Genomic DNA, 23,206 nt, shown 5'->3' with positions numbered 1-23,206 from the left:
GGGGTGGGCCGGATGGTTGGTGGTTTAGCGGGGCGTTCCGGTGTTGTCGAGGGTTTGATCGGTTCGTGCGTGCGGCGGGATTCCGAGGGTGGGCGGGGTCCGGAGCTGCCCGTTGTCGTGCTGTTCGGGCCGCGGGGGAGCGGGAAGACCGCGGCGCTGGGTGACATCGCCGAGCGGTGCGGGGACCGGGTGCCCCACGCGCACGCCGATCTGGAACGGGTCGTCAAGCCGCCGCGGGCGATCATCACCGAGCTGGCCTTCAGCCTCAGCCGCAAGTTCGAGGGGCAGCCGCGCATCCGGTTTCGCCAGTTGTGGTTGTGCTTGCTGGTCAAGGGCGCGCAGCTGAACCAGGAGAACCGGGAGAAGGCACTGGCGCAGGTGCGCGATTCGCTGGCGGCCGACGCGGAGTTCTCCCCGCGCACGCACAACACCGTCAACGGGGTCGTGGACACCATCGCGCAGGCCGGGGTGCTTCCGTGGTGGTCGCCGCTGGTCGCCAGCACGCTGCTGCGCGGAGGTGAGGCGGTGCGCTGGCGGCGCAGGTTGCGCCGGGCTTCCGGACTCCGCGATGCGACTCCGCAGCGGTCGCCGAACCTGCAGGACGTGCTGGTCGACATCGGGATCGCCGACAGCGGCCTGATGGACGAGGTGTTCTGCGCGGCGTTCCTCGCCGACCTGCGGGAGGCCTACCGCGGGCGGGGTGCCGGGCGGCGCAAGGCGAACTGCGTCGCGCTGCTGGACAACGTCGACTCGGCGGGTGGCGCGCAGCTGCTCGACCTGCTGCTGCACATCCGCCAGCGGCACCGGCAGGACCCCGATCCGCTCGTGGTGGTCGGCACCAGCAGGCAGTGGCAGTCGCGGTGGGGCCGGCAGGACAGCGCGCGGACCCCGGAGCAGGCCGGGCTCGACGACTGGACGCAGCACCGCGAGGCCGACCGCGGCCCGGATTCGTGGTGGTATCCGGTCGAACTGCGCGATCTGACCCCGTCCGAGGTGGTCGAAGCCGGCCGGTTCGGCGGCAGCACCGCGCCGTACGTGCACGCGCTGACCCGCGGTCACCCGTGGGGAATGCGGCAGATAGCCGCCGCGCTCGGCGAGCAGGCACCGGGTCCCGCGATGCGGGCGTTCCTGGAGCACCGCGCCGCAGACGAGGTGCCCTTCGCCGAGCGGGCGCGCGAATACCTGTTGCAGGACTTCGATCCCGTGCAGCGCGAAGTCCTGGTCGGGCTGTCGGCAGCGCCGAACCTGGAACTGGCCACCCGGGCGGAAGTGCGCCTCGGTCGTGCCGACGACGCGGGCGTGCTGCACGAGATCCGCAAGCGGCTGTGGTCGGTGCTCGACGGTGAGAACCGGCTCGCACTGCACCCGTGGCTGCGCCGCCTGCTGCTGCACGAACTCGCCGCACGGCCCGACGACCACGAGGAGCGCTGGGTCGTCCTGCACGACCGGCATCGCCAGCACCACAGGGAGAACGGCAACTCTCCGCTGGCGCTCTACCACGCGCTGGCGCTGGGAGACCTGGCCGCGGTGGTGGGACACCTGCAGCGGCAGTTCGAGCAGATCGCCACCGAGAGCGCCGTGGCGCCGTGGTTGGCGCGGCTGGAGCTGATCACCGCCGCGCCCAACAGGTTGCGCACCGACCGCGAACCCCGCGAGCAGGTCGAGGAACTGGCCCGCGTGGTGGCACCCGCGGAGGCGGACCTGGCGCGGCTGGTGGCGGCGAAGTGGCTGATGTCCGATCCGCTCGGCGACCCCGGTCGAACGTTGCGCGGCATCGCGCGCAGCGAGTTCGAACAGCTGGCGCGGCAGGCCCGCGCGGGTTTCGTGGTGTTTTTCGGCGAGAGCGAGAAGTACGCCTGACCTGGAGGCATACGGTGGCGAACTACGTGCACCAGACGTGGTGGCGGAAGAACCGCGGGAGAACGCTCGTGGCGGCCGCGGTCGTGCTGCTGGTGGTCGCCGGAGCGGTGGCCTGGGTGTGGCAGTCGAGCCGGTGCGCGGCGGGCATCGAGCGGACGGCATCCGGTGAGTGCGTCGGGATGTCCGACGGCTCCTTCGAGTTCGCTCCGGAGCTGGCCGGTGTGCTGGGCAAGATCAAGGCGGAGAACGACCGGGTGCTGGCCGAGTCCAACGGCAACCACGTGAGCATCGCCTACCTGGCTCCGATGACGTTGACCGGCCTGGACACCATCACCTCGGAGTCCACCCGCAACGCATTGCAGGGTGCTTACGTCTCGCAGCTGCGCGCCAACCGGACCGCCGATTGGGACGGTGCCACCCCGATGGTCCGGTTGCTTCCGGCGAACCCGGGCAGCCGGTTCGACCAGTGGCAGCCGGTGGTGGCGCAGATCGAGCAGGCGCGGAGCGGTCCGGACCGGGTGGTCGCGGTGACCGGGCTGGGGCAGAGCCACGAGGGCACCAAGCAGGCGATCGACCGGCTGGCGGCGCTGGGCATGCCGATGGTCGGCGCCACGATCACCGCCGACGTCTTCACCGAGCAGGAGAAGGCCGGTGAGTTCAGCGGCCTGCTGCGGGTCGCGCCGTCGAACACCGAGCAGGTGCAGGCCGTGGTGCGGCGGTTGACGGGCAGCCGGCGGGCGATGCTGGTGCAGGACGAGAACCAGTCCGACCTGCTGGCCAGCAACCTGGCGAAGGCATTCGAGCAGGTCTACCCGGCCAGCACCGGTGGTGAGCTGCTCCGGGCGGAGACCTACAACTCCAAGCTGGACGATGCCACCGGCACCGGGCTGGGCAGCAACGCGAACGCGTTCGCCCCGATGGTCCGCAACATCTGCGTCGCCCAGCCGGACGTGCTGTTCTTCTCCGGGCGCTACCGGGACCTGAAGGGACTGCTGGAGGCGTTGGGCAGGCGGTGGTGCCCGCAACTGGAGATCCGGGTGCTGACCCTGGACAGCGTGGTGGACATCGCGGGCGTGGAGGAGATCCGCGGTGCGCTCTCGCCGAACACCACGCTGGAGTACACCCACCTGTCCAGCCCGGCGGCGTGGCGGGCGGATCCGCAGGCCTTCGACCCGAACGTGGTCGGCTACTTCCGGGAGACCTACTCCCGCGAGTTCCCGGACGACTCCGCGGGCGACGGGATGGCCGCCACCTCGTTCGACGCGGTCGGGGTGGCGGTCACCGCGATCCGGAGGGCAGGGGGCACTGGCCGCGACGTCTCGCTGGTCACGCCGGAGTCGGTCACCTCGCAGTTCCACCGGATGCACGGCGTGGAGGCGGTCGCGGGAGCCAGCGGCTGGCTGTCCTTCGACTGCGTCGGGCACCCGGAGGACAAGGCCGTCTCGGTGTTCACCCTCACGCCCGGGAAGGTGCCTCCGACCTCGGAGATCCTGCCCGAAGTCGTCTCCGCCAGCGGCGACATCCGCACCCCGGATTCCGGTTTCGACGCCTTCCGCCCCACCCAGCGCTGCCGGTGACCGTTCAGCGCGCGGCGGTGACCAGCCATGCCGCGCCGCGCAGCTGAACTCCACCGGGGCCGTGGTACCGGTGCATCGCCTCGGTGAGCGCAGCGCGGGCGGCCGGATCTTCCGCGTTGCGCAGCATCGCTCGGACCGGCGACCACTCGAAGAGGAAACCGGCCGCGTCCGCCGGATCGGTGCCCCAGAACTGCGGCGCGTCGACGGGTTCCACGGTCACGTCGGCGAACCCGGCGCCGGTGAGCACTCGGCGGATGCGGTCCGGATCCGCCAGCGAGGTCGGGCCGGGGGAGTGCGGGTCGGCGGGCTCTGGTGCGCGCAGGTGCTCGGCCATCGCGTCCAGGACCGTTCCCAGGTCGCCGTCGCTCCGCTCGCGCAGGCACACGAACACCAGCCGGCCGCCGGGTCGCAGCGCGCGGCGGACGTTGGCGAACGCGGCGACCGGGTCGGCGAAGAACATCACGCCGAACCTGCTCATCGCCACGTCGAAACCGTGCTCGGTGAACGGGTGCACCTGGGCATCGCCCTGCTCGAAGGACACGTTGCCGATGCCTTCCCGCGATGCTGCTCGCCGAGCCCGGCGCAGCATCGGAGCCGACAAGTCCAGCCCGACGGCCCGGGCCGCGCGTGCTGCGGCCAGCCGGGTCGTCTGCCCGTTGCCGCAGCCGATGTCGAGCACGCGGTCTCGCGCGGCGATGTCCGCGGCGTTGAGCAGCGGGTCGTTGAAGCCGCTGTTCACGGCGTCGTAGCGATCCTGGTGCTCGGCCCAGTGGGTGCCCTCCGCCCCGTTCCAGGCGGCCGATTGCGGTGCGTTCACGGTCATGTTGCCACCCTCTGTCATCGGATCGCGCTGGTCAGCCAGACGGTTCCGCGCACCTGCACGCCCTGCGGCGTTTCGTGCGGCCGGAAGCCGGCGGCCACCTCGTCGCGGAGTCGGTCCACAGTGGACCTGTCGACGTCGCGCAGGTTGAACTGGACGGGTGCCAGCGAGCAGATGAAGTCCGCCGCGTCGGCTGCGTCGGCACCCAGGTTCTCGGTGGCCTGCACCTTCGCCACGGCGATGTCCCGGAAACCGGCGGCACCGAGCACTTCGCGGATGCGTTCCGGTGCGGCCAGCGACATCATGCCGCTCGCCGCCGGTGACGGCCGGGTCGTGAACTCGGCCAGGGCGGCGGTCGCGCGGGCGTAGTCGCCATCCGGATCCGGTGCGGTCGGGCTGATGAACGCAAGTCGGCCGCCGGGGCGCAGCGCGCGGTGGATGTTGGCGAAGGCCGCGACCAGGTCGGCGAAGAACATCACCCCGCCGCGGCTGATGGCCACGTCGAAACCGGCCTCCGGGAACGGGTGGACCTGCGCGTCGGCCAGCACGAACTCGATGTTCGCGATGTCGGTGGCGTCGGCGCGGGCGCGGGCCACCATCGGTGCGGAGATGTCGACGCCCACGGCGCGCGCCGCCCGCTCGGCCGCCAGCCGGGTGGTGCTCCCTGGGCCGCAGCCGACGTCGAGGACCCGATCGTCCGGGCCGATCCCGGCGGCGGCGAAGAGCGGTGCGTTGAAGTCGTCGAGCATTCCGTCGTACCGCTGCGGATTCGACGCCCAGAGCTCGCCTTCCCAGCCGTTCCAGGCCTCGGCCTGCTGGTTGTCGGTCACGGGACTCCTCCCCGAAACTCACTAGAGTCGCTCTCTAGTGTTCGACTCCAGTTATAGACTCCGGTCATGAGTCCGGTCAACAAGCGGGCCGAGAAGGCCAGGCAGACACGTGCGCGGATGCTGCGCGCGGCGGGGGAGCTGTTCGTGGAGCGCGGCTACGGCGCGACGCCGCTGCAGGACATCGCCGACCGGGCCGGAGTGGCGGTGCAGACCATCTACTTCACCTTCCGCAACAAGCGGAACCTGCTGAAGGAGGTCGTGGACACCGCGATCGCGGGTGACGACGAGCCGGTCGCGACGATGGACCGCCCGTGGTTCCGCGACGCGCTGGAGACCGAGACCGCGGAGGCCCACCTCCGCGCCCACGTCGCGGGCACCCGCCGAGTCCTGCAGCGGGTGGCGGAGATCGTCGAGGTGCTGCGCGTGGCGGCGGCAACGGACCCGGAAGTGGTGGACCTGTGGCCGAAGGGCGAGAACCCGCGCTACACGGTCCAGGCGGAGGCGGCGAAGTCCTTGGTCGCGAAACCGGGAGCACGGCCCGGCCTGTCGGCGACCGAAGCAGCCGACATCCTGTTCGCCCTGCTGAGCCCGGAGCTCTACCTCCTGCTGGTGCGGGACCGGGCGTGGACTCCCGAACGCTGGGAGCAGTGGGCCCGCGAAACCCTGCACTCCCAGCTCGTCCTTTGAACGGGCGCAGGGCGCCTTTCGCGGTCGAAAGGTGCCCTGCGCCGTGGATCGTCAGCGGCGGATGAGGCGTTCGAGGGTGTCGAGAGCGATCTCGATGGAGCGCTCGTCGATGTCGAAGAGGGGGTTGTGGTGGGGCGCGGTGTTGCCGCCGCCGACCGTCATGTACGTGGCGATGCCGCCGTTGCGCTGGACTTCGCGGGCGAACAGGCTCGCGTCGTCGCTGCCGCCCATCTGCTTGAAGCCTTCGGTGGTGGTGGCTCCGGGGAGTTCAGCGGCGATCGCGTCGATCGCGTCGACGAGTTCCGCGTCACAGTCCATCGTGGCCGAACCGCCGGTCTCCACGACGTCGACGGCGACCCCGTGCATTTCGCCGGAGCCGCGCAGAGCGGCCTTGATGCGCTCGGTGAGGGATGCGCTTACCTCGGAGTCCGTGGAGCGCGCCTCCAGGGTCATCCGCGCCCAGGAGGGCACGATGTTGACGTTGTCGCCGCCGTGCAGCGTGCCCACGTTGATGCGGGTGTCCGCCGTGGAGTAGCGCGGTAGCGCCATCACGTTGAGCAGTGCGCTCGCGGCTGTGACCAGTGCGTTCGCCCCTTGTTCCGGGGCTCCGGCGGCGTGTGCGGCGGTGCCGGTGAAGGTGGCGCGCATCTTGGTGGTGGCCAGCAGGCCCTGGATGCCGCCGCTGACCTGGCCCACCGGCTCGTCCAGGCCGAGGTGCACCGCGACGAACCGGTCCACCCCTTCGACCGCGCCCGCGGCGAGCATCGACGCGGCGCCGCGCCCGCCTTCTTCAGCCGGTTGGAAGAGGAAGCGCGCCGTTCCCGCGAAGTCGTTGTCGGCGACCAGCCGACCGGCCAGGCCGAGGCCGATCGCGGTGTGCCCGTCGTGCGCGCAGGCGTGCATCGCCCCGTAGTCGCAGCGGAAGCCGTTCGCAGCAGGTGCGTGCTCCGGGCTGTCCGACTCGGCCAGCGGCAGCGCGTCCATGTCGAAGCGAAGGCCCCAGGTGGGGCCGGGGCGGTTGCCGCGGACCTCGGCGATCACGGCGGTGCCGGACTCGATCGCGCGCGCGACGTCCTCGGCGTCCGCACCGGTGCGCACCGCCCGCTCGCCGAACAGCTCGCGCTGCTCGGCGGTGGGGTAGTCGACGACGGTCTCAGCGCGCATCGCCTCCTGCCCGGTCAGCGGCTCCAGACCCAGTTCGCGCAGGCGCGACACGACGATGCTGGAGGTGCGGATCTCCAGGAACGCCGGCTCGGCGTACCGGTGGAAGTCGCGCCGCAACGCCACGAGCTCGTCGAAGTGCATCATCTCTCCTCTGTGGATGGTTACAGCCGGATGCCCGAACCCGGCCCGACGGGCAGGTCGAAGAAGTAGAACACCGCCAGGATCAGCAGCCACATCGCGAAGAACGGCAGCACGAACACGCTCAGCCGCGCCAGCAGCGTGCCCAGCTGCGTCTCGGGCTGGTACTTCCGGTTCACGCTGAGCAGGATGTAGACGTAGGCGTTGAGCGGGCTGACCGCCTGCGTGGTCGAGTCGCCGATGCGGTAGGCGGCCTGGATGAACGCCGGGTCGTAGCCGAGGATGGTGAAGGCCGGGATCATCACCGGGGCCAGCAGCGACCACAGCGCCGAACCGGACGTGATGAACAGGTTCGCCACCGTGGCCAGCAGCACCATCACGATGATCGCCGGGAACCCGGTCAGGTGCGCGGCGCGCAGGCCGTCGGCCGCGCCGATCGCGATCAGCGTGCCCAGGTTCGACCAGGTGAACAGGGCGATGAACTGGGCGGCGACGAAGATGAACACGATGTAGCCCGCCATGTCCTTGACGGTCTCGGTCATCATCCGCGGCACGTCGGCGCGCTTGGAGACGGTGCCCGCGGTCACGCCGTAGGCGAGCCCGGCCAGCAGGAACGCGATGATGATCAGCGGCACGATGCTGTCCAGGAAGGGCGAGGGCACCAGCTCACCTGCCTCGCCGCGCAGGAAGCTGCCCGGCACCAGCCAGGCGCCGAAGGCCACCACCGCGTAGCCGACCAGCACGGCGAACGCCCGCCACACGCCCTTGCGCTGCTGCGCGGTGAGCTCGGCGCTCTGCTCGCCCTCCGGATCGGTCCACGGGCCCAGCCGCGGCTCCAGGACCCGGTCGATCAGGAACCCGCCGACCAGCGGCAGCAGCAGCCCGGCGGTTGCCGCGAAGAAGTAGTTCATCGCGATGTGGGTGTGCACCTCGACGCCGAGCGGGGCGATCTGCACCGCCTTCTCGGTGATGCCCACCAGCAGCCCGTCCAGCGATCCGACCAGGATCCCGCCGCCGTAACCCGTTGCGCCGCAGGCGAAAGCGCCGATGAGGCCGGCGACCGGGTGGCGGCCCGCCGCCTTGAACATCAGCGCGGCCAGCGGCGGGATCACGATCAGCGACGGGTCCGACATGACGTGCGCCTGGCAGGCCACGAACGCCACCGCGTAGGGCAGCAGCCAGCGCGGAGCGCGGCCGAAGACCAACGTGACCGCGGCCGACAGGAAACCGGTCCGCTCGGCGAAGCCGACCACCAGCATCATCGCCAGCACGGTGCCCAGCGGCGGGAAGCCGATGAAGTTGTCCACGAAGTTGGTCAGGAACCAGACCAGGCCCTCGGAGCTCAGCACCGCGCGCACCGGGACCGGCTCGGCCTTGCCGGGAACGTCGACGGTGACGCCGAGGGCGGCCACCGCGGTGGAGATCACCGCCAGCGCGGCGAGCAGGTAGACGAACAGGAAGAACGGTTCGGGCAGCTTGCCGCCGACCCGCTCGATGCCGGCGAAGACCCGGTCCAACCGGGTCTGCCGGGTACGCGCTGTGTCCATGTGTGCTCCGGGCGAAGTCGTGCCTTCCCGCAGCTCGGCAACCGCGGTTGGCGGAAAGCGTGGACAGCGCACCAGCACCACTGCTTGGATTGCCGGAAATCGTCACATGAGGGTTCGTGCATGCAAGATTCGTCCAGCCTCGACGAGCTCGACCTGTCGCTCGTCAACGCGGTGCAGATCGCCCCGCGCGGTTCCTGGCAGCTCATCGGATCGGTGCTGGGAGTGGACCCGAGCACGGTCGCCCGCCGCTGGCAGCGCATCACCGAACAGGGCCTGGTGTGGGTGACCGCCTACGCGCGGCTCACCGCCCCGACGGCGTTCGTGCTGGGTTGCGTGGAGATCGACTGCAGGCCGAGCGAGCGGGACCGGCTCGCGGTGCTGCTGGCCCGGTTGCCGCAGGTCGTCTCGGTCCACCACGTCGGCAGCGGGCGCGACCTGCTGGTGCTCGTCAACGCCCGGGGCCTGCCCGCGCTGTCGCGGTTCGTGCTCGACGAGCTCAGTCACCACCCCGGGGTGCGGCGGACGAGCGTGCACACCGCGACCACGGTGTTCGGCGAGGGCGTGCAGTGGCGGCTCAACGCGCTGTCACCCGCGCAGCGCGCGCAGTTGGCCGCGCACGCGCCTCCGCGCGCGAAGCAGGGCGTGCTGACCGAGGAGGACCGGGACCTGATGGTCGCGCTGAGCACCGACGGGCGGCGGACGGTGGCCGAGCTGGCCGAGCTGACCGGAGCGAGCGTGTCGACCGCGCGGCGGCGGTTGACCAAGCTGGTCGACCGGGGACTGGTGTCCATCCGCTGCGAGGTCGCGCAGAGCCTCACCGGGTGGCCGGTCTCGGCGATCTTCTGGGCCAACGCGCCCGCCGATGAGCTGCCGGAGATCGGGCGGGCGCTGGCCGAGCTCGCGGAGATCCGGTTCTGCGCGGCGGTCACCGGCGAGCACAACCTGATCATGATCGTCTGGCTGCGCTCGCCGGAGGACTGCCAACGCCTGGAGGGACGCCTGGCCGCCCGCCTGCCGTCGCTGTCCCTGGCGGAACGCGCGATCACTCTCCGTCAGCTGAAGCGCCAGACCCGGGTTCTGGACGACCTGGGGCGCAGCACGGAGGTCGTGCCCACCGATCCGTGGGCGGACCTCCGCCTGCCCGCCCCGGACGGTGCCGGGTGAGGGAATGTGAGGCGGAGCGTTCGGCTCACTGGAACGGGCGCTTGAGCCCCTGGATTCGCACGTTGTGCAGCGATCGCCGGTTCTTCTCGTCGTAGTGGTCGTCCGGCGGCCGCCCGGCCTCCGGGATCTCCCCATCGGCCGAGTCATCGGCCGCGTGGAAGGAGTGGGCCTCGGCGGCGAATGCGTACGACTCGTAGGCGGCGGCGCTCTCCTCAGCGCTGTGCATCAGGCCGGATACGAGCACGACGAGGAGCACGCACAGCGCGACCGGAGCGCTGAGTCGTTCCGTTCGCAAGTCCTGCGCTGGTGAAGCGTTGTTGAGCACGGAAGCCTCTCTGGGAGATCTTGTCAATGCGGTGAGGGCAGCGGTGATCCCGTGGTTGACCTGCATCGATTCATGCACGTCGGATGTGAATCAGTATTGATATTTCCTAATCGCGGGTCAACCGATGCCCGTGGAGAGCTCCAACACAGGACTTTGGTCATTTCGGCGATCGGCGCGAACCCGATTAGATAGGTATCGATATCGGGAGCGGTGGGAGTGCGAGCATGAGCGGCAGGCGGATCCGGCGGAGCGCCCTGGCCGAAAACCCGGGCCATCCGGCTCCTTTCGCAACGTCAACCGCTTTCGGCTGTGACGTCGAATGGTGTGCGCATCGTTGATGGCGTTCTTGTTTTCGAGCCGGACGAGGGAATGGATCGTGCGGTTCGAAGTGCAGCACCGTGATCGCCGCAATCGGTGCCGACTCGGTGAACGTTCACCGGGGACGTCTTCGGAAATGATTCTTCCGGATTCTTCCGCGGCCCAACCTGACCGCTCCGACGACGTGTACCGATGCGCAGGCTGGGGCGCCCGGTCCGCATTCCAGCATTCCGGGTTCCGCTGCACGACCAAGCGGAACTGGGCGTTACCGCTCGTCGAGGCGGTAGATGCGGCGGGCGTTGTCGCGCCCGATCATCCGGGCCACGCGGATCGCGTCCGGCACGGACCACTCACCCGCGGCCACCCACTGGGCCAGTGCGGCCTGCGTTCCGCGTCGCCACAGCAGGGCTCCGAGGTGGTGCAGCTCCGGCGGCCCCCATGCGTCGGAGGAGAACAGGACCTTCGCGAACGGTGCGAGCTCCAGGGATTCGGCCACCACCGCTGCCGAGCGCGCGCCGGTGTGGTTCACCGCGAGGCCGACGTCGAAGTACACGTGCGGGAAGACCTGCGCCAGGTACCCGGCATTGCGGTGGTGCGGGTAGCAGTGCAGCAGCAGGAGGTCGGTGCCGTGCGGTTCGACCAGCTTGATGAACCCGGTCAGCAGCGCCGGATCGCAGCGGTGCAGCTCGATGTCGGGATCGCCGTACCCGGCGTGCAGCTGCAGCGGCAGCCCGCGGTCGACGCCCGTCCAGAGAAGGAACCGCAGCAGCACCGGGTCGTCCACCCGGCCGCCGGTGCGCAGCCAGCGTCCCGCCGCGGCGACGACCTCGGACGTCGACGGGCGTTGCGGGTCGAAGTCGAAGCCGAAGCGGTAGGCCACGATGCTCTTGAGCCCTACCGCGTCCACCGTGCGCTCCGCCAGGACCTCCGGGAACCGGGCGGGCAGCTCGCCCGCGCCCACCCCGCTGCGGGCCAGGTCCTCCAGCACGGTTTCCAGGCGCACGACCTCGTCCGCACGTGCACCGGCCGCCGCCGCCATCTCCGCGGGGGAGAGGATCGCGTCGCCCTCGTAGCCGGTCTCCACCAGGAAGTGCTCGACACCGCTGGCCGCCAGCAAGCGCCGCGTGACCTCCTGGACGCCCAGTTCTTCCCGCCGTGCCACGTAATCGGCGGCCTCGGCGTGCGTCGGCAGCCCGAGCACGGGAGCGCACCAGCGGCGCACCGCGAACCCCAGCTGCGAGTCGAACTGCGTCATCCAACCGGGAATCGCCCGGCCCGACTCGGTGAGCATCCCCTCCAGCCCGGCCCGGTCGACGGGACCCCGCAGCGCCCCGTGCACGTGGTGATCCACCAGCGGCAGCCCATCAACGGCCGCCGCCAACTCATCGATAGCCATGACCCCTCCGCTCCGGAACCGCCGCCGAGACCACAGTGTCCACCGCGAGTGCCGGGGTGCGGGGTGCCGGACACGCCGGCGAATCGCTCGGTCCGGGGACGGAACTCCGCGATGTCGAAGGAGATCGTGCGTCCGGTTTCCGTTGAAGCGGCGCCGCGTCAGGCCGGGGCGTAGTGCTTGACCTCGTCGACGGCTTCCGCGCGGAGCCTGGCCTGGAGGACCAGGACGTCGAGGTGGGCGGCCGTTTCGAGGACCGCCAGCATCTGGTTGTACGGGTCCATGTCGTCCAGCGCGTGCTCGCGGCGGGTCCAGGTCAGGCCGCGCGCCACCTCGTAGGCCGTCGACGCGCCGCGCTCCACGACCGCCGCCGTGGCCGCGAGCCGGCGGTCGTGGTGGTCCAGCAGCTCGTCGATGCGCTGGTGCGCGCTGTCGGTGACCGGGCCGTGCGCGGGCAGCAGCCGCATGTCCGGCAGGGCGCGGACCAGCCGCAACGAGGCCATGTAGTCGCGCAGCGGCAGTTCGCTCGGGGCCTGCTCGAAGCCGATGGACGGGGTGATGTGCGGCAGCACGTGGTCCCCGGCGAACAGCAGACCGGTCCCGTCGTCGATGAACACCACGTGGCCGCGGGTGTGGCCGGGCGTGGGCAGCGCGCGAAGCGGGCGGTCGGTCAGGCCGACGTCGGTGGACCCGGTGATCCACTCGTCGGGTTCCTCCCAGCCGGTCGTCCGGGGCTTCTCACCGCGGAGGGCGATCACCGCCTCCAGCACCGGTTTCGCGCCGCACCCGGCGAGCAGCTCGACCTGCTTCTCCAGCGCCACGTGGTCGGGCCGCATCAGGACCTGGAGCGTCGGCCGCTCGCCTTCGCCCAGCAGCACCCGGGACCCGTACTCCCGGCGCAGGGCCACCGCCTGCGTGTAGTGGTCGCGGTGGGCGTGGGTGACCAGGAACCGCCGGATGTCGCCGAGCCCGGCGCCGATCTGGCGCAGCCCGGCGCTGAGCTGCTCGCGGGCCTCGGCCAGCGCCCAGCCGCCGTCGACGAGGGTGAGCGCATCGCCGTCGGCGATCGCGTAGACGTTGACCGCCCGCAGGCCGTCGTTGGGAAGGGGCAGCGGGATCCGGTGCACGCCGGGCGCGACCTCGTGCGCGCCGGGCTGCATCCACTCGTGCCGTGAGTCGCCCATGACCACACCTCCGAGCCCGCCCCCGTTCGGAGGCGTCCAAGTAGACGTACCACAGACATACCGACCGGTCAGTGTGTCCAGCGCCACGTCCGCCGCGCCGACGGTTCGTCAACTTCGCACGAAGTCGGCGCCGGGCGGGCGGTCAGAGGATCGGGTGGACCTCGGGGTGGGCGTTCCACCAGCGGTGGAAGACCGGGTTGTCCGCGACGTGCGCCAGGTACGCGTGCGCCAGGTCCTGGTAGAGCAGGTCGGCCTGCTCCCTGGTCAGGCGGTCCGGGCGCCAGGCCACCACCAGCCGGGCCACCAGCGGATCGCCCTCCAGCGGGCGCACGACGGTGCCCTCCGGCACGGCGAAGGTGGGCTCCACCAGCCGGATCCCGTATCCGCGGGCGACCAGTTCCCGCGCTCCGCCGCTCGGGGCCTCGAACCGGATCCGCGGTTCGAACCCGGCGTCCAGGCAGGCGGCGCGGAACGTCGCGAGCGAACCGTCGTCGGCGCCCGGCGGCCCGATCCACGATTCCTCGCCCAGATCGGCCAGTCGCACCTGGTCGAGCTCCGCGGCCCAGTGGTCGGCGGCGAGCGCGACGAACCACGGGTAGCGCGGGACCAGCACGCGGCTGGTGACCGGGCGCTCCAGCGGAACCTCGAAACCCTCGGCGTTGGCGACCAATCCCGCGTCGTACCGGCCACGCGAGAGCGAATCCGCCAGCACCGCGGCGGAAGACTCGACGTGCAGCATCACCGACTGGCCCAACCCGCCCTCCTGCACCCGGTCCACGATGCTCGGCACGCACGCCAGGTGCGCGCATCCGAGGTGCAGCGGATCGTTCGACGGTGACGGCCGGCCCGCCGCGCCGAAGAGGGAATCGACCTCCGACAGCACGATTCGCGCGCGGTCGACGGTGCGGCGGCCGAAATCCGTCGGCACCACACCGGTTCTGCTCCGCACGAACAGCTCGTCGCCGAGCATCTTCTCGATGGCCTGCAACTGGTTGCTCAGCGCGGGTTGGGTGAGCTCCAGCCTCGCCGCGGCGCGCGTGATGCTGCCGGTCTCCGCGATCGCGCAGATCATCCGCAGCTGCCGGATCTCGATCGTCATAGCGGAACTGTATATCGCAGGTTATGACCGCAGATCACCGCTGGCTGCCAGAATTGCCCGCACGTGCGCACGTTCCACACCGCTCTCCCCGGCTCCGCGCCGGATCTTCCCCTCACCAGGAGGCAGAACGTGCCGATCAGACCACCGAGTGCCGCCGGTTGGCGGAGTGCCTTGCGCCGCGCCACCTTCCTCGGCGTGGCGCTGGCGCTGATGACGCCCGCGATCCCCGCACTGGCGGAAAACCCACCGGAGACAAGGAAGTTCTTCGGAACGACCCAGCAGCGCAGCGCCGACGAGCGCGCCCCGCTGCCCGCCGACAACCCCAGCAAGAACTTCGGAGCGCCGGAGTTCCCGCGCCCCTCGACGCAGGTGGCACCGGCGCGGGAATGCGACCCGTCGCGGTTCACCGGCACCACCGGTGACGCGCTGGTCGGCGAGATCAAGGCCGCACCGACCGACTGCATCAACACCCTGTTCGGTCTTTCCGGAGCGGACGCGCGCGGTGCGTTCCGGGAGGAGCAGATGGTCACCGTCGCCAACGCCTACCGGCAGAACGCGGTGTCCTACCCCGGCGACAACAGCACGAGCACCGCGCAGCTGGTGCTGTTCCTGCGCGCCGGCTACTACGTCCAGTACGGCGATCCGGAGAGCGTCGGCGAGTACGGTCCGGCGCTCAAGGCCGCGATCCAGGGCGCGCTGGACGCCTTCTTCGGCAACGCCAAGTCCGGCACGGTCAGCGACGCCAACGGCGAGGTGCTCGCCGAATCGGTCACGCTGATCGACAGCTCCGCCGAGAACGGGCGCTACCTCGAGGTCGTCGAGCGGTTGCTCACCGCCTACGACTCCTCCTACGACCAGTACTGGTGGATGCTCAACGCGGTCAACAACGTCTACACCGTGCTCTTCCGCGGCCACCAGTTCCCCGACTTCGTCGAGGCCGTGCACGCCGATCCCAGCGTGCTGGAGACGCTGCGCACCTTCGCCTCGGAGCACCTCGACCTGCTCGGCACCGACAACAGCTTCCTGACCGCCAACGCCGGTCGCGAGCTCGCTCGCTTCGTGCAGCACGAGGGGCTGCGCGACCAGGTCCGCCCGATGCTCAAGGACCTGCTGGGCAGGAGCGACCTGACCGGCCCCACGGCGCCGCTGTGGGTGGGCATCGCCGAGATGGCCGACTTCTACGACGGTGCGAACTGCGCCGAGTACGGCATCTGCGACCTGCAGCAGCGGTTGATCGACGCGGTGCTGACCGTCGAGCACACCTGCGGCCCGAGCATCGTCATCCGCGCCCAGCAGCTCAGCGCCGAGGAACTGGCTGCCACCTGCACCAGCCTGACCGGCCAGGACCAGTACTTCCACGAGAAGGTGCAGTCCGGCGGGCAGCCGGTCGCCGACGACCACAACACCAACATCGAGGTGGTCGTCTTCGACTCCAGCGACGACTACCGCACCTACGCGGGCGCGATCTACGGGATCGACACCAACAACGGCGGCATGTACCTCGAAGGCGACCCGGCGCAGCAGGGCAACCAGCCGCGGTTCATCGCCCACGAGGCCGAGTGGGAGCCCGCTTTCGAGATCTGGAACCTCAACCACGAGTACACCCACTACCTCGACGGCCGCTTCAACATGCACGGCGACTTCGCGGCGGCGATGAGCACACCCACGGTGTGGTGGATCGAGGGAGTGGGCGAGTACATCTCCTACGGCTACCGCGGGCAGCCGTACCCGGAGGCGGTGGAGGAGGCGGGCAAGCAGACCTACCGGCTCAGCGAGCTGTGGGACACCACCTACGAGAACGGTGACACCACCCGCGTCTACCGGTGGGGCTACCTGGCCGTCCGCTACATGTTCGAGCGGCACCCGGACGAGCTCAACACGGTGCTCGGCCACTACCGCACGGGCGACTGGGCCGGTGCCCGCGAGTTCCTCACCGGCACCATCGGCACGAGCCACGACGCGGACTGGTCGGCCTGGCTGACCGAGTGCGCCGCGGGAGCGTGCTCGACCCCGTGAGCCCGCGATCGGCCCGGCGAGCCTGCCGGGCCGATCGTGTGCGGTGACGCAGCGCAGCCGCCGATGATCGCTCTGAGTGACGCAAAATCACCCGGTCGCGGCGTGGGGCGGTGAACCCGGCCGTGCCAATCTGTATGCACCCTTCCGGGGCATCAGCCGGACGGGGGGCGGGTACCTCTTTGGGGTCGAAGGGAACGTTGCTAGGAGCTCGTATGTTGAGCAGGCACGAGCGGGACCGGCTCGCCGAGATCGAGTCGGCGCTGATCTCCGGTGATCCTCGGCTGGCGGAGAAGTTCGAGCGGTTCGACGGGCGCCGGGACTGGACCGGAGTGCGCCGGTTCCTGGTGTTCCTGGTGTTCGCGCTCATCATGCTGCTGGCGGTGCTGTGCATGCTGAGCGGACTGGTGCTGAGCGCGATCACGCTGTTCACGGCCGCCGTCGCGGGCGCGGGCGCGCTCTGGTGGCGGAGCAGGCGCGCCGACCCGACCTGATGTCCGAAGTGGATCCAACCGGTCACGGGTGCGGCAGCGCCTGCAGCACCGTGTCGGCCTCGACGTAGGTGCCTTCGGGCAAGGTCTTCAACCGGGCCAGGTGCGCAGCCGGAGCGCCCAGCTCCGCGCACTGCCGGTAGATCTCCTGCTTGGTCGCCGGGAACTGGACGTGGCAGAGCACCTGGAGCAGCTCGCCGCGCTCGGGAACCGATGACATCACCGGCCTCCTCCCCGCCGAAACCCCGCTCAGCGGCGGGTCTTGAGCAGCTCGCGGGCCTCCGCGGCGATGGAGGCGGCGTCGATGCCCGCCTGACCGAGCAGCTCCGCCGGGGTTCCGGAACCGGGCATGATCCGCACCGCCAGCACCCGCACCGGCGGCGCTCCGACACCGGCCAGCGCGCTGAGCACGGTCTCGCCGAGCCCGCCCTCCGGCCAGTGGTCCTCGACGGTCACCAGGCCGCCGGTCTCCTCCGCCGCGCGGCGCAACGTCGCGGCGTCCACCGGCTTGATCGAGTACAGGTCGATCACCCGCGCCTGAATGCCCTCCGGTGCGAGGATCTCCGCGGCGTGCAACGCCTCGTGCAGGGTGATCCCGGCGCCGACCAGCGTGACGTCGTCGCCGTCGCGCACCACCCGCGAGCCGCCGACCGGGAACTCCTCGTCCGGCCCGTAGATCACCGGCGTGGCGCCGCGGCTGGTGCGCAGGTAGTTCACCCCGGACCGGTCGGCCATCGCCGCGGTCAGCTGCACGGTCTGGTTCGCATCGCACGGGTAGAGCACGGTGCTGCCGTGCACCGCGCGCAACGCGGCCAAGTCCTCCAGGGCCATCTGGGACGGCCCGTCCTCGCCGATGGCGACTCCGGCGTGCGAACCCATCAAGCACATGTCGGCCCGGCTCACCGCGGCCATCCGGATGAAGTCGTAGGCGCGGGAGAGGAAGGCGGCGAAGGTCGATGCGAACGGGCGCCACCCCCGCACCTGCATGCCCACCGCCGCGGCCACCATCTGCTGCTCGGCGATGTACATCTCGAAGTAGCGGTCCGGGTGCGCCTCGCGGAACATCTCGGCGAACGTGGAGTTCGACACCTCGCCGTCCAGCGCCACCACGTCGCCGCGGCGGTCGCCGAGCGCGCGCAGCGCCTCGCCGTAGGCCTTGCGGGTCGCGACCTCGGTGCCCGGTTCGAAGGCGGGCAGCCCGCCGCCGCGCACCTCGAAGACGTGCGGCTGCGCCCGCGCGGTGGGCTTGGCCGGGGTCACCCGCAGGTCGCGGATGCCGCCGAGCTCCTCGATCGCCTCGTCCGGGTGCACCAGCGCCTTGCCGTGGAAGCCCGGTTTGTCCTCGACCTCGGCGACGCCCCGGCCCTTCTTGGTCGCCGCCAGCACCGCGACCGGCCGGCCGTCGCCGTCCTCGGCGTCCTTCAGCGCGGTCTCGATCTGCTCCGGGTCGTGGCCGTCGATCTCCAGCACCCGCCACCCGGCGGCCCGCGCGCGAGCGGCGTAGGACTCGAGGTCCCAGCCGTGCATGGTCTGCCCGGTCTGGCCCAGCCGGTTGACGTCGACCAGCGCGATCAGGTTGTCCAGCTGCTCGAACCCAGCGTGCTCCAGCGCCTCCCAGACCGAGCCCTCGGCCAGCTCGCTGTCGCCGCAGAGCACCCACACCCGGTAGGGCAGCCGGTCCAGCCGCTTGCCGGCCAGCGCCAGACCGGCCCCGATGGGCAGCCCCTGGCCGAGCGAGCCGGTGGCCACGTCCACCCAGGGCAGCACCGGGGTCGGGTGGCCCTCCACCCGGCTGCCGAACTCGCGGAAGGTCATCAGCTCGGCGTCGTCGATGGCACCGACCGCCTTCAGGCAGGAGTACAGCAGCGGTGAGGCGTGCCCCTTGGAGAAGATCAGGTGATCGTTGCGCGGATCGCCGGGGTTCTCGAAGTCCAGCCGCAGGTGCCCGTCCAGCAGCGCCGCGAGCAGGTCGGCGGCCGACATGGAGGAGGTCGGATGCCCGGACCCGGCGGCGCTGCTGCACCGCACGGAGTCCACCCGCAGTTGCTGCGCCAGCTCGTAGCGGAAGGTCAGGTGGTCCATGCCCACCAGATGCCCACCAGCGCAGCTCCCGAAACGCCGCCTACCGGAGGTCCGAGTTGCTCAGGCCCGAGAGGAGCCGCTTGACGACCTCGGGATCGATCTCGGCCGTTTCCTCGGCCGCGTGCTCGGCCATCGGGTGGCGCTTGGTGCGGGAGCGGCGGGGGAGCGGAACCGCGTCCGCCGAGACCCCACCCGGTAGCGGCACCTCGCACCACACGAGGCTGCCGCCGCCGCGCAGGGCGGTCGAGCCGCAGCGACCACCGGCGAAGCCGGGCGCCAGCGCCGGCGGGAGGGTGGCCTGCTCGTCCTCTACCTCGGCGACCAGCTTGTCCCCGCTGAGCCGCAGCCGGATGGTGAGGAAGCCCGCGGAGTCCTGGTTGGCGTTGTCCACCGCCGCGGTGACCAGGGCGGTGGTGAGCTGCGTGGTCTCGTCGACCAGGTCGCGCAGGGACCACTCGGCGAGGGTGAAGCGGACGAACATCTCGGCGCAGTTGACCGCGCTGGGCAGTGCGATGAGTCGCAGGTCGTCGACTTGTGCGGTTTGGGTGTTCACCTGGCTGTCGTCCTCCATCCGCGTCCGCTGCGCGCTTGTCACCCGGAAGCCGTATTTTGCCAACTCGTTCGGGCGGCGCGTGCACAGGGGCGGTGGTTTTGCTCGCTGCTCGCCGGGCTGGTTCCGGAATGCCGATTTCTCCGAGGCATGCACCGCGAGCCCCCGGTCCGGGCGCCGCGGTCCGGGCCTCACGTGACTCGGTGCATGTCGACTTCCTCGATGGTCTGCTGTGGACGATATTGTGGCGGATTTCGTTGTGGCGCAGCTCTTTTCGGCACCGCGAGCAGCGACGCCGGGCTGGTCCGCCGACGGCTGCGACAACGGTCCTGAACAGAAACGTACGTGACGGATCCGGTCTGGTACAGACCGGAACGTATCGTTTCCACAACGGGAATATTCCAGCCGGATGAGCGGCCGATGTCCAGCCGCTGAATGGGCGGAGTCCAATAAGCCCAGCTCGGGGTGAATGCGACCACTTCGCATTCACCCCGACGAGGTCACCCGATAGTGTCGAGCCCTTCCTTGAGGGCCTTGCCGAGCAATTCGATCTCGGCCTCGGCGATGGTCAGCGGCGGCGACACGGCCAGCGCCTTGCCCAGCGGGCGCACGATGACGCCGAGGTCGCGGACGGCCTTCTGCACGCGGCCGACGGCGCCGGGGTCGGCGGCCAGCACCTCCGGTGCGAGCTCGACCGCTCCCAGCAGGCCGACCCCGCCGCGGACCTCGCCGACGGCGGGGTGGTCGGCGAGCGGCAGCAGCGCCTGGTGCAGCGGGCGCTCCAGCTCATCGGCCCGCTGCAGCAGCTTCTCCCGCTCCAGGATGTCGAGGTTCGCCAGCGCAGCTGCGGCGACCGTGGGGTGTCCGGAGTAGGTCGCACCGTGCCGGAACACGCGGCCGGGCCGGTCCCAGAAGGGCTCGGCCACCCGCTCGGCCACCACCACACCGCCCAGCGGGAGGTAACCGCTGGTCACGCCCTTGGCGAAGGTGATCATGTCGGGTTTCAGGCCCCACCGCTCGACGCCGAACCAGCTGCCGACCCGGCCGAACCCGCAGATCACCGAGTCGGCCACGAACAGGATGTCGTGCTCGGCGCAGAGCTTGGCCACCGCCTCCAGGTAGCCCGGCTGCGGCGGGTGGAGGCCGCCGGCGCCCATCACCGGCTCGGCGAAGAACGCCGCGACCCGGTCGGCCCCGAGCCGCTCGACGGCCTCGCGGAGGGCCTCCGCGTCGTCGTGCGCCACGCGCGTGGTGGCCGGGACGAGGTCGCCGAACCCGCTCCGGTTGGCCTCGATGCCGCCGATGCTGGTGCCCATGCCGTTGGTGCCGTGGTAGGCGTTGCCGCGGCTGATGATGTGCGTGCGCTGCGGCTGCCCGCGCTGCGCCCAGTACTGCCGGGCCAGCTTGGCCGCCGTGTCGATCGCCTCGCCGCCGCCGGTGGTGAGGAAGATCTTCGCGTTGTCCACCGGCGCGAGCTGGGCGAGCCGGTCGGCCAGCTCCTCGGCGGGCGGGTTGGTGAAGTCGTTGAACACGAAGTAGGACTCCAGCGTGCGCATCTGCGCGGCCGCGGCCTCGACGATCTCGGTGCGGCCGTGCCCCGCGTTGGCGTACCACAGGCTCGCGGTGCCATCGAGGTAGCGGCGTCCGTCCTGGTCGTAGATCCACACGCCCTCGGCTGCGCTGACGCAGAACTGGCTGGACTTGACCTCGAACATGTCCGCGAACGGGTGCCACAGCGCGGTGCTGCGCGGTGCTGTCACTGTTCCGCCTCTCCGCGATTCACTGCTCCGCCTCTCCGCGATTCGCAGTGGTGGTCGCGTGCGTCGTTGATCTTGCGTTCTTGCGGTTTCTTGTGGCCGGGTTGCGTCACGTTCCCCTGGGGTGCGGTTGGGTGGGGCTGGAGTTGGTGCGGGGCGCTCGTGTCCTCCATCGGTGTCGCCCTCCTACTCTTACCGCTGTTCGGTCGCCGTGCCAGTGCCAAAACGCCGAAGTTCGGGTCGCGGATTGGCCAGATCGACACGGTTGATCACGCTCCGTGTTCAGTCCACTGTGGTCTTCCAGCGGGCTGCTCCCGGGTGCTGGGAAGCGTTGACACTCCTCGGCGCGCCGCCGACGATTGGGCCGTGATGTTCCCGGTGCTCACGAGGCGGCGGCACGTCGACTTCCGGCGGGTCTGCGCCCAGGCGTGTCGACCCGGTGTTCCGCGCAGCTGCTGAGCGGAAGACGCGAATCAGTCCACAGTGGATGACTTCGAACCCAGGGAGCACGTGTGTCCAGCGTTCTGGTAATTTCCGGCAGTCCGTCGCGCACTTCGAAGACCGAGCGGATCGGCGAGCACATCGCCCAGCGCCTGTCGGCGGCCGGCCGCGACGTCGACCACCTCCGCGTCCGGACCCTTCCGGCGGACGCCCTGCTCGGTGCCGACACCAGCGCCCCGGCCATCGCCGAGGCCGTCGCGGCGGTCGCCGCGGCCGACGGCGTCGTGCTGGCCACCCCGACCTACAAGGCGAGCTACTCCGGCCTGCTCAAGTCGTTCCTGGACCTGCTGCCGCAGTTCGGCTTCGCGGGCAAGGCGGTGCTGCCGCTGGCCACCGGTGGCACGATCGCCCACGTCCTGGCCATCGACTACGCGCTTCGCCCGGTGGTGCACTCGCTCGGCGCCCGGCACGCGGTGCAGAGCTTCTTCCTGCTCGACAAGCACGTCACGGTGGTCGACGGCGGGATCAGCGTGCACCCGGACAGCGGCGGCCCGCTGGCCGACGTCATCGAGCAGTTCGACAAGGCGCTGGACGGCATCCCGCACACCACCGTGCTCGGCCGCTCTGCGTGAGACCGTCCTGAAGCATTCCGCCTTGCGCGGCAGGAGGTTCCAAGACGAAGCGGGTGCTGGTCCCGGCCGGGACCAGCACCCGCTTCGCTGCTCAGCGAAGTTCCGGCGGGCTGATCCGGGAGGTCTCGATCGCCGAGGGCTCGACGCCCCACTTGCGCAGGATGCGCTGGTAGGTGCCGTCGGCGATCAGCTTGTTCACCGCCGCCTGCAGGGCCGGTGCCAGCGGCGAGCCCTTCGCCAGCGCGAAGCCGACGTCCAGCCGGCGGAAGTCGTTGAGGAAGCGGAGGTTCGACTGCTGCGAGGTGGCGTGGCGCAGGCCGTTGATGGTGCTCATCAGCACGTCGACCTTGCCCTGCCGCAGCGCCGAGTAGGAGGCGCTCTGCTCGGAGAACACCTGCACCTGGTACGGCGGCAGCCCGGCCTCCGCGCAGCGGTGCACCTGGGCGTTGAGGGTCGACTCGAAAGTGGTGCCCGCGCCGGTGCCGACGATCCGCCCGCACAGCTGCGCGATGTCGGTCACCGGCGCGAGGTCGCTGTCCTGGCGGACCGCGAAGCCCTGGCCGTCGTCGATGTAGGTCACGAAGTCGATGGTCTTGCGGCGCTCCTCGGTGACGCCGAAGTTGCCGGTGCCGACCTGGAACTTGCCGCTGCCCAGCGCGGGCAGGATCGCCTCGAACGCGGCCTCCTGCCGTTCGACGCGCACCCCGAGCACGCGGGCCACCGCATCGGTGATGTCGATGTCCAGCCCGACGGCGGTGCGGTTGTCCGGCAGGTGGAACGGCGACGGCGGACTGCCGATGGAGCTGCCGAACCTCAGCACACCGGCCTCCCGCACCTCCGGCGGCAGCAGCGCGGCGACGGCCTCGTCCTTCGCGACGGGTGACACGACGTCGGCGCCGACGTCCAGGCCGGAGTTCTGGTCGGGAGGGGGAGCGCAACCGGCGAGCAGGCCGGCGGCGATGACTGCGGTGACGGCTGTTCTCACGCGCGTGAGCATTCGGTGTGAGCCCTTCCGGGAACGGCGAACGGGTGTGGTGGTGGAGTGGTGGCACCCGTGCGGAGCGAGAGAACCGGCTGAGCGGCCGGCGGCGCGAAGCGGGCAGCGTCAGCCGCGACAAGCGGCCGACCACACCA

20 protein-coding genes are annotated in these 23,206 nt (G+C 70.7%); 7 read left to right on the top strand and 13 right to left on the bottom strand.

Annotation, left to right across the window (positions count from 1 at the left end; all coding sequences use genetic code 11):
* The first annotated feature begins 69 nt into the window (after nt 1–69).
* Nucleotides 70–1,860 carry a hypothetical protein gene (locus tag C4T78_RS02715; protein ID WP_143185746.1) on the top strand — a complete coding sequence of 597 codons (1,791 nt, stop codon included), beginning with the start codon at nt 70–72 and terminating at the stop codon, nt 1,858–1,860.
* Nucleotides 1,861–1,874: 14 nt separating this feature from the next.
* The gene (locus tag C4T78_RS02710; RefSeq protein ID WP_093347627.1) at nt 1,875–3,437 is read left to right on the top strand and encodes a type 1 periplasmic-binding domain-containing protein; all 1,563 of its coding nucleotides are present in this window, start codon (nt 1,875–1,877) and stop codon (nt 3,435–3,437) included.
* Between the two features lie 4 nt (nt 3,438–3,441).
* Here C4T78_RS02710 and C4T78_RS02705 read toward each other — a convergent pair whose 3' ends face one another.
* Nucleotides 3,442–4,260, bottom strand: coding sequence for a class I SAM-dependent methyltransferase (locus tag C4T78_RS02705; RefSeq protein WP_093347629.1), 819 nt, complete (start codon nt 4,258–4,260; stop codon nt 3,442–3,444).
* 14 nt (nt 4,261–4,274) lie between these two features.
* Nucleotides 4,275–5,087, bottom strand: coding sequence for a class I SAM-dependent methyltransferase (locus C4T78_RS02700; protein WP_235863074.1), 813 nt, complete (start codon nt 5,085–5,087; stop codon nt 4,275–4,277).
* Between the two features lie 66 nt (nt 5,088–5,153).
* Here C4T78_RS02700 and C4T78_RS02695 point away from each other — a divergent pair, with 66 nt between their 5' ends.
* Nucleotides 5,154–5,774 (top strand): TetR/AcrR family transcriptional regulator, encoded by a 621-nt coding sequence (locus C4T78_RS02695; RefSeq protein WP_093347630.1) that lies wholly within the window; start codon nt 5,154–5,156, stop codon nt 5,772–5,774.
* Nucleotides 5,775–5,825: 51 nt separating this feature from the next.
* On the opposite strand, the gene C4T78_RS02690 is transcribed toward C4T78_RS02695, so the two are convergent.
* Both C4T78_RS02690 and C4T78_RS02685 read right to left on the bottom strand, forming a co-directional pair.
* Nucleotides 5,826–7,079, bottom strand: coding sequence for an amidohydrolase (locus C4T78_RS02690; RefSeq protein WP_093347632.1), 1,254 nt, complete (start codon nt 7,077–7,079; stop codon nt 5,826–5,828).
* A gap of 20 nt (nt 7,080–7,099) precedes the next feature.
* Nucleotides 7,100–8,623, bottom strand: coding sequence for an AbgT family transporter (locus C4T78_RS02685; protein WP_093347633.1), 1,524 nt, complete (start codon nt 8,621–8,623; stop codon nt 7,100–7,102).
* A 120-nt stretch (nt 8,624–8,743) separates the two neighbouring features.
* Here C4T78_RS02685 and C4T78_RS02680 point away from each other — a divergent pair, with 120 nt between their 5' ends.
* Nucleotides 8,744–9,787 (top strand): Lrp/AsnC family transcriptional regulator, encoded by a 1,044-nt coding sequence (locus C4T78_RS02680; protein WP_093347635.1) that lies wholly within the window; start codon nt 8,744–8,746, stop codon nt 9,785–9,787.
* A gap of 25 nt (nt 9,788–9,812) precedes the next feature.
* Here C4T78_RS02680 and C4T78_RS02675 read toward each other — a convergent pair whose 3' ends face one another.
* From C4T78_RS02675 to C4T78_RS02660, 4 genes are all read right to left on the bottom strand, one after another.
* Complete coding sequence (locus C4T78_RS02675; protein ID WP_143185747.1) at nt 9,813–10,082, bottom strand: hypothetical protein; 270 nt, start codon at nt 10,080–10,082, stop codon at nt 9,813–9,815.
* A 613-nt stretch (nt 10,083–10,695) separates the two neighbouring features.
* A complete protein-coding gene (locus C4T78_RS02670; RefSeq protein ID WP_093347639.1) occupies nt 10,696–11,826 on the bottom strand; it encodes an amidohydrolase family protein in 1,131 nt (376 codons plus the stop codon).
* Nucleotides 11,827–11,984: 158 nt separating this feature from the next.
* A complete protein-coding gene (locus tag C4T78_RS02665) occupies nt 11,985–13,007 on the bottom strand; it encodes an MBL fold metallo-hydrolase (RefSeq protein ID WP_093347641.1) in 1,023 nt (340 codons plus the stop codon).
* 142 nt (nt 13,008–13,149) lie between these two features.
* Nucleotides 13,150–14,106 (bottom strand): LysR family transcriptional regulator, encoded by a 957-nt coding sequence (locus C4T78_RS02660; RefSeq protein WP_093347643.1) that lies wholly within the window; start codon nt 14,104–14,106, stop codon nt 13,150–13,152.
* Between the two features lie 171 nt (nt 14,107–14,277).
* Between C4T78_RS02660 and C4T78_RS02655 the strand changes: the two genes are divergently transcribed.
* Together C4T78_RS02655 and C4T78_RS02650 are read left to right on the top strand one after the other, a co-directional pair.
* Nucleotides 14,278–16,122, top strand: a complete 1,845-nt coding sequence (locus C4T78_RS02655) for a collagenase (protein WP_235863075.1) — start codon at nt 14,278–14,280, stop codon at nt 16,120–16,122.
* Nucleotides 16,123–16,334: 212 nt separating this feature from the next.
* Entirely contained in the window at nt 16,335–16,613 is a 279-nt protein-coding gene (locus C4T78_RS02650; protein ID WP_177247418.1) for a DUF3040 domain-containing protein, read from the top strand.
* A 22-nt stretch (nt 16,614–16,635) separates the two neighbouring features.
* On the opposite strand, the gene C4T78_RS02645 is transcribed toward C4T78_RS02650, so the two are convergent.
* The 4 genes from C4T78_RS02645 to C4T78_RS02630 all read right to left on the bottom strand — a co-directional run bounded on the left by C4T78_RS02645 (nt 16,636) and on the right by C4T78_RS02630 (nt 20,957).
* Nucleotides 16,636–16,830 (bottom strand): DUF2795 domain-containing protein, encoded by a 195-nt coding sequence (locus tag C4T78_RS02645; protein WP_093347657.1) that lies wholly within the window; start codon nt 16,828–16,830, stop codon nt 16,636–16,638.
* 29 nt (nt 16,831–16,859) lie between these two features.
* Nucleotides 16,860–18,692 (bottom strand): transketolase, encoded by a 1,833-nt coding sequence (locus tag C4T78_RS02640; protein ID WP_093348565.1) that lies wholly within the window; start codon nt 18,690–18,692, stop codon nt 16,860–16,862.
* A 40-nt stretch (nt 18,693–18,732) separates the two neighbouring features.
* Entirely contained in the window at nt 18,733–19,245 is a 513-nt protein-coding gene (locus C4T78_RS02635) for a histidine kinase (RefSeq protein WP_093147355.1), read from the bottom strand.
* Nucleotides 19,246–19,742: 497 nt separating this feature from the next.
* Nucleotides 19,743–20,957: an aminotransferase family protein gene (locus C4T78_RS02630; RefSeq protein WP_093348568.1), complete on the bottom strand. Its 1,215-nt coding sequence runs from the start codon at nt 20,955–20,957 to the stop codon at nt 19,743–19,745.
* A 554-nt stretch (nt 20,958–21,511) separates the two neighbouring features.
* On the opposite strand from C4T78_RS02630, the gene ssuE reads away from it, so the two are divergent.
* Complete coding sequence (ssuE, locus tag C4T78_RS02625; protein ID WP_093347658.1) at nt 21,512–22,072, top strand: NADPH-dependent FMN reductase; 561 nt, start codon at nt 21,512–21,514, stop codon at nt 22,070–22,072.
* Between the two features lie 91 nt (nt 22,073–22,163).
* On the opposite strand, the gene C4T78_RS02620 is transcribed toward ssuE, so the two are convergent.
* The gene (locus C4T78_RS02620) at nt 22,164–23,057 is read right to left on the bottom strand and encodes an ABC transporter substrate-binding protein (protein ID WP_235863076.1); all 894 of its coding nucleotides are present in this window, start codon (nt 23,055–23,057) and stop codon (nt 22,164–22,166) included.
* Nucleotides 23,058–23,206 lie beyond the last annotated feature (149 nt).

This window comes from Saccharopolyspora kobensis (assembly GCF_900108315.1).
Taxonomy (GTDB): domain Bacteria; phylum Actinomycetota; class Actinomycetes; order Mycobacteriales; family Pseudonocardiaceae; genus Saccharopolyspora; species Saccharopolyspora kobensis.
Note: the sequence above shows the minus strand (reverse complement) of the source record. Positions and strands in the feature narration are given on the sequence as shown.

Excerpts from the sequence above, each read along its gene's own strand:
- C4T78_RS02665 (WP_093347641.1), bottom strand. The coding sequence starts at position 13,007 with ATGGGCGACTCACGGCACGAGTGGATGCAGCCCGGCGCGCACGAGGTC.
- C4T78_RS02695 (WP_093347630.1), top strand. The coding sequence starts at position 5,154 with ATGAGTCCGGTCAACAAGCGGGCCGAGAAGGCCAGGCAGACACGTGCG.
- C4T78_RS02650 (WP_177247418.1), top strand. The coding sequence starts at position 16,335 with ATGTTGAGCAGGCACGAGCGGGACCGGCTCGCCGAGATCGAGTCGGCG.
- C4T78_RS02690 (WP_093347632.1), bottom strand. The coding sequence starts at position 7,079 with ATGCACTTCGACGAGCTCGTGGCGTTGCGGCGCGACTTCCACCGGTAC.
- C4T78_RS02705 (WP_093347629.1), bottom strand. The coding sequence starts at position 4,260 with ATGACCGTGAACGCACCGCAATCGGCCGCCTGGAACGGGGCGGAGGGC.
- C4T78_RS02685 (WP_093347633.1), bottom strand. The coding sequence starts at position 8,623 with ATGGACACAGCGCGTACCCGGCAGACCCGGTTGGACCGGGTCTTCGCC.
- C4T78_RS02645 (WP_093347657.1), bottom strand. The coding sequence starts at position 16,830 with ATGTCATCGGTTCCCGAGCGCGGCGAGCTGCTCCAGGTGCTCTGCCAC.
- C4T78_RS02630 (WP_093348568.1), bottom strand. The coding sequence starts at position 20,957 with ATGTTCGAGGTCAAGTCCAGCCAGTTCTGCGTCAGCGCAGCCGAGGGC.
- C4T78_RS02670 (WP_093347639.1), bottom strand. The coding sequence starts at position 11,826 with ATGGCTATCGATGAGTTGGCGGCGGCCGTTGATGGGCTGCCGCTGGTG.
- C4T78_RS02680 (WP_093347635.1), top strand. The coding sequence starts at position 8,744 with ATGCAAGATTCGTCCAGCCTCGACGAGCTCGACCTGTCGCTCGTCAAC.
- C4T78_RS02640 (WP_093348565.1), bottom strand. The coding sequence starts at position 18,692 with ATGGACCACCTGACCTTCCGCTACGAGCTGGCGCAGCAACTGCGGGTG.
- C4T78_RS02660 (WP_093347643.1), bottom strand. The coding sequence starts at position 14,106 with ATGACGATCGAGATCCGGCAGCTGCGGATGATCTGCGCGATCGCGGAG.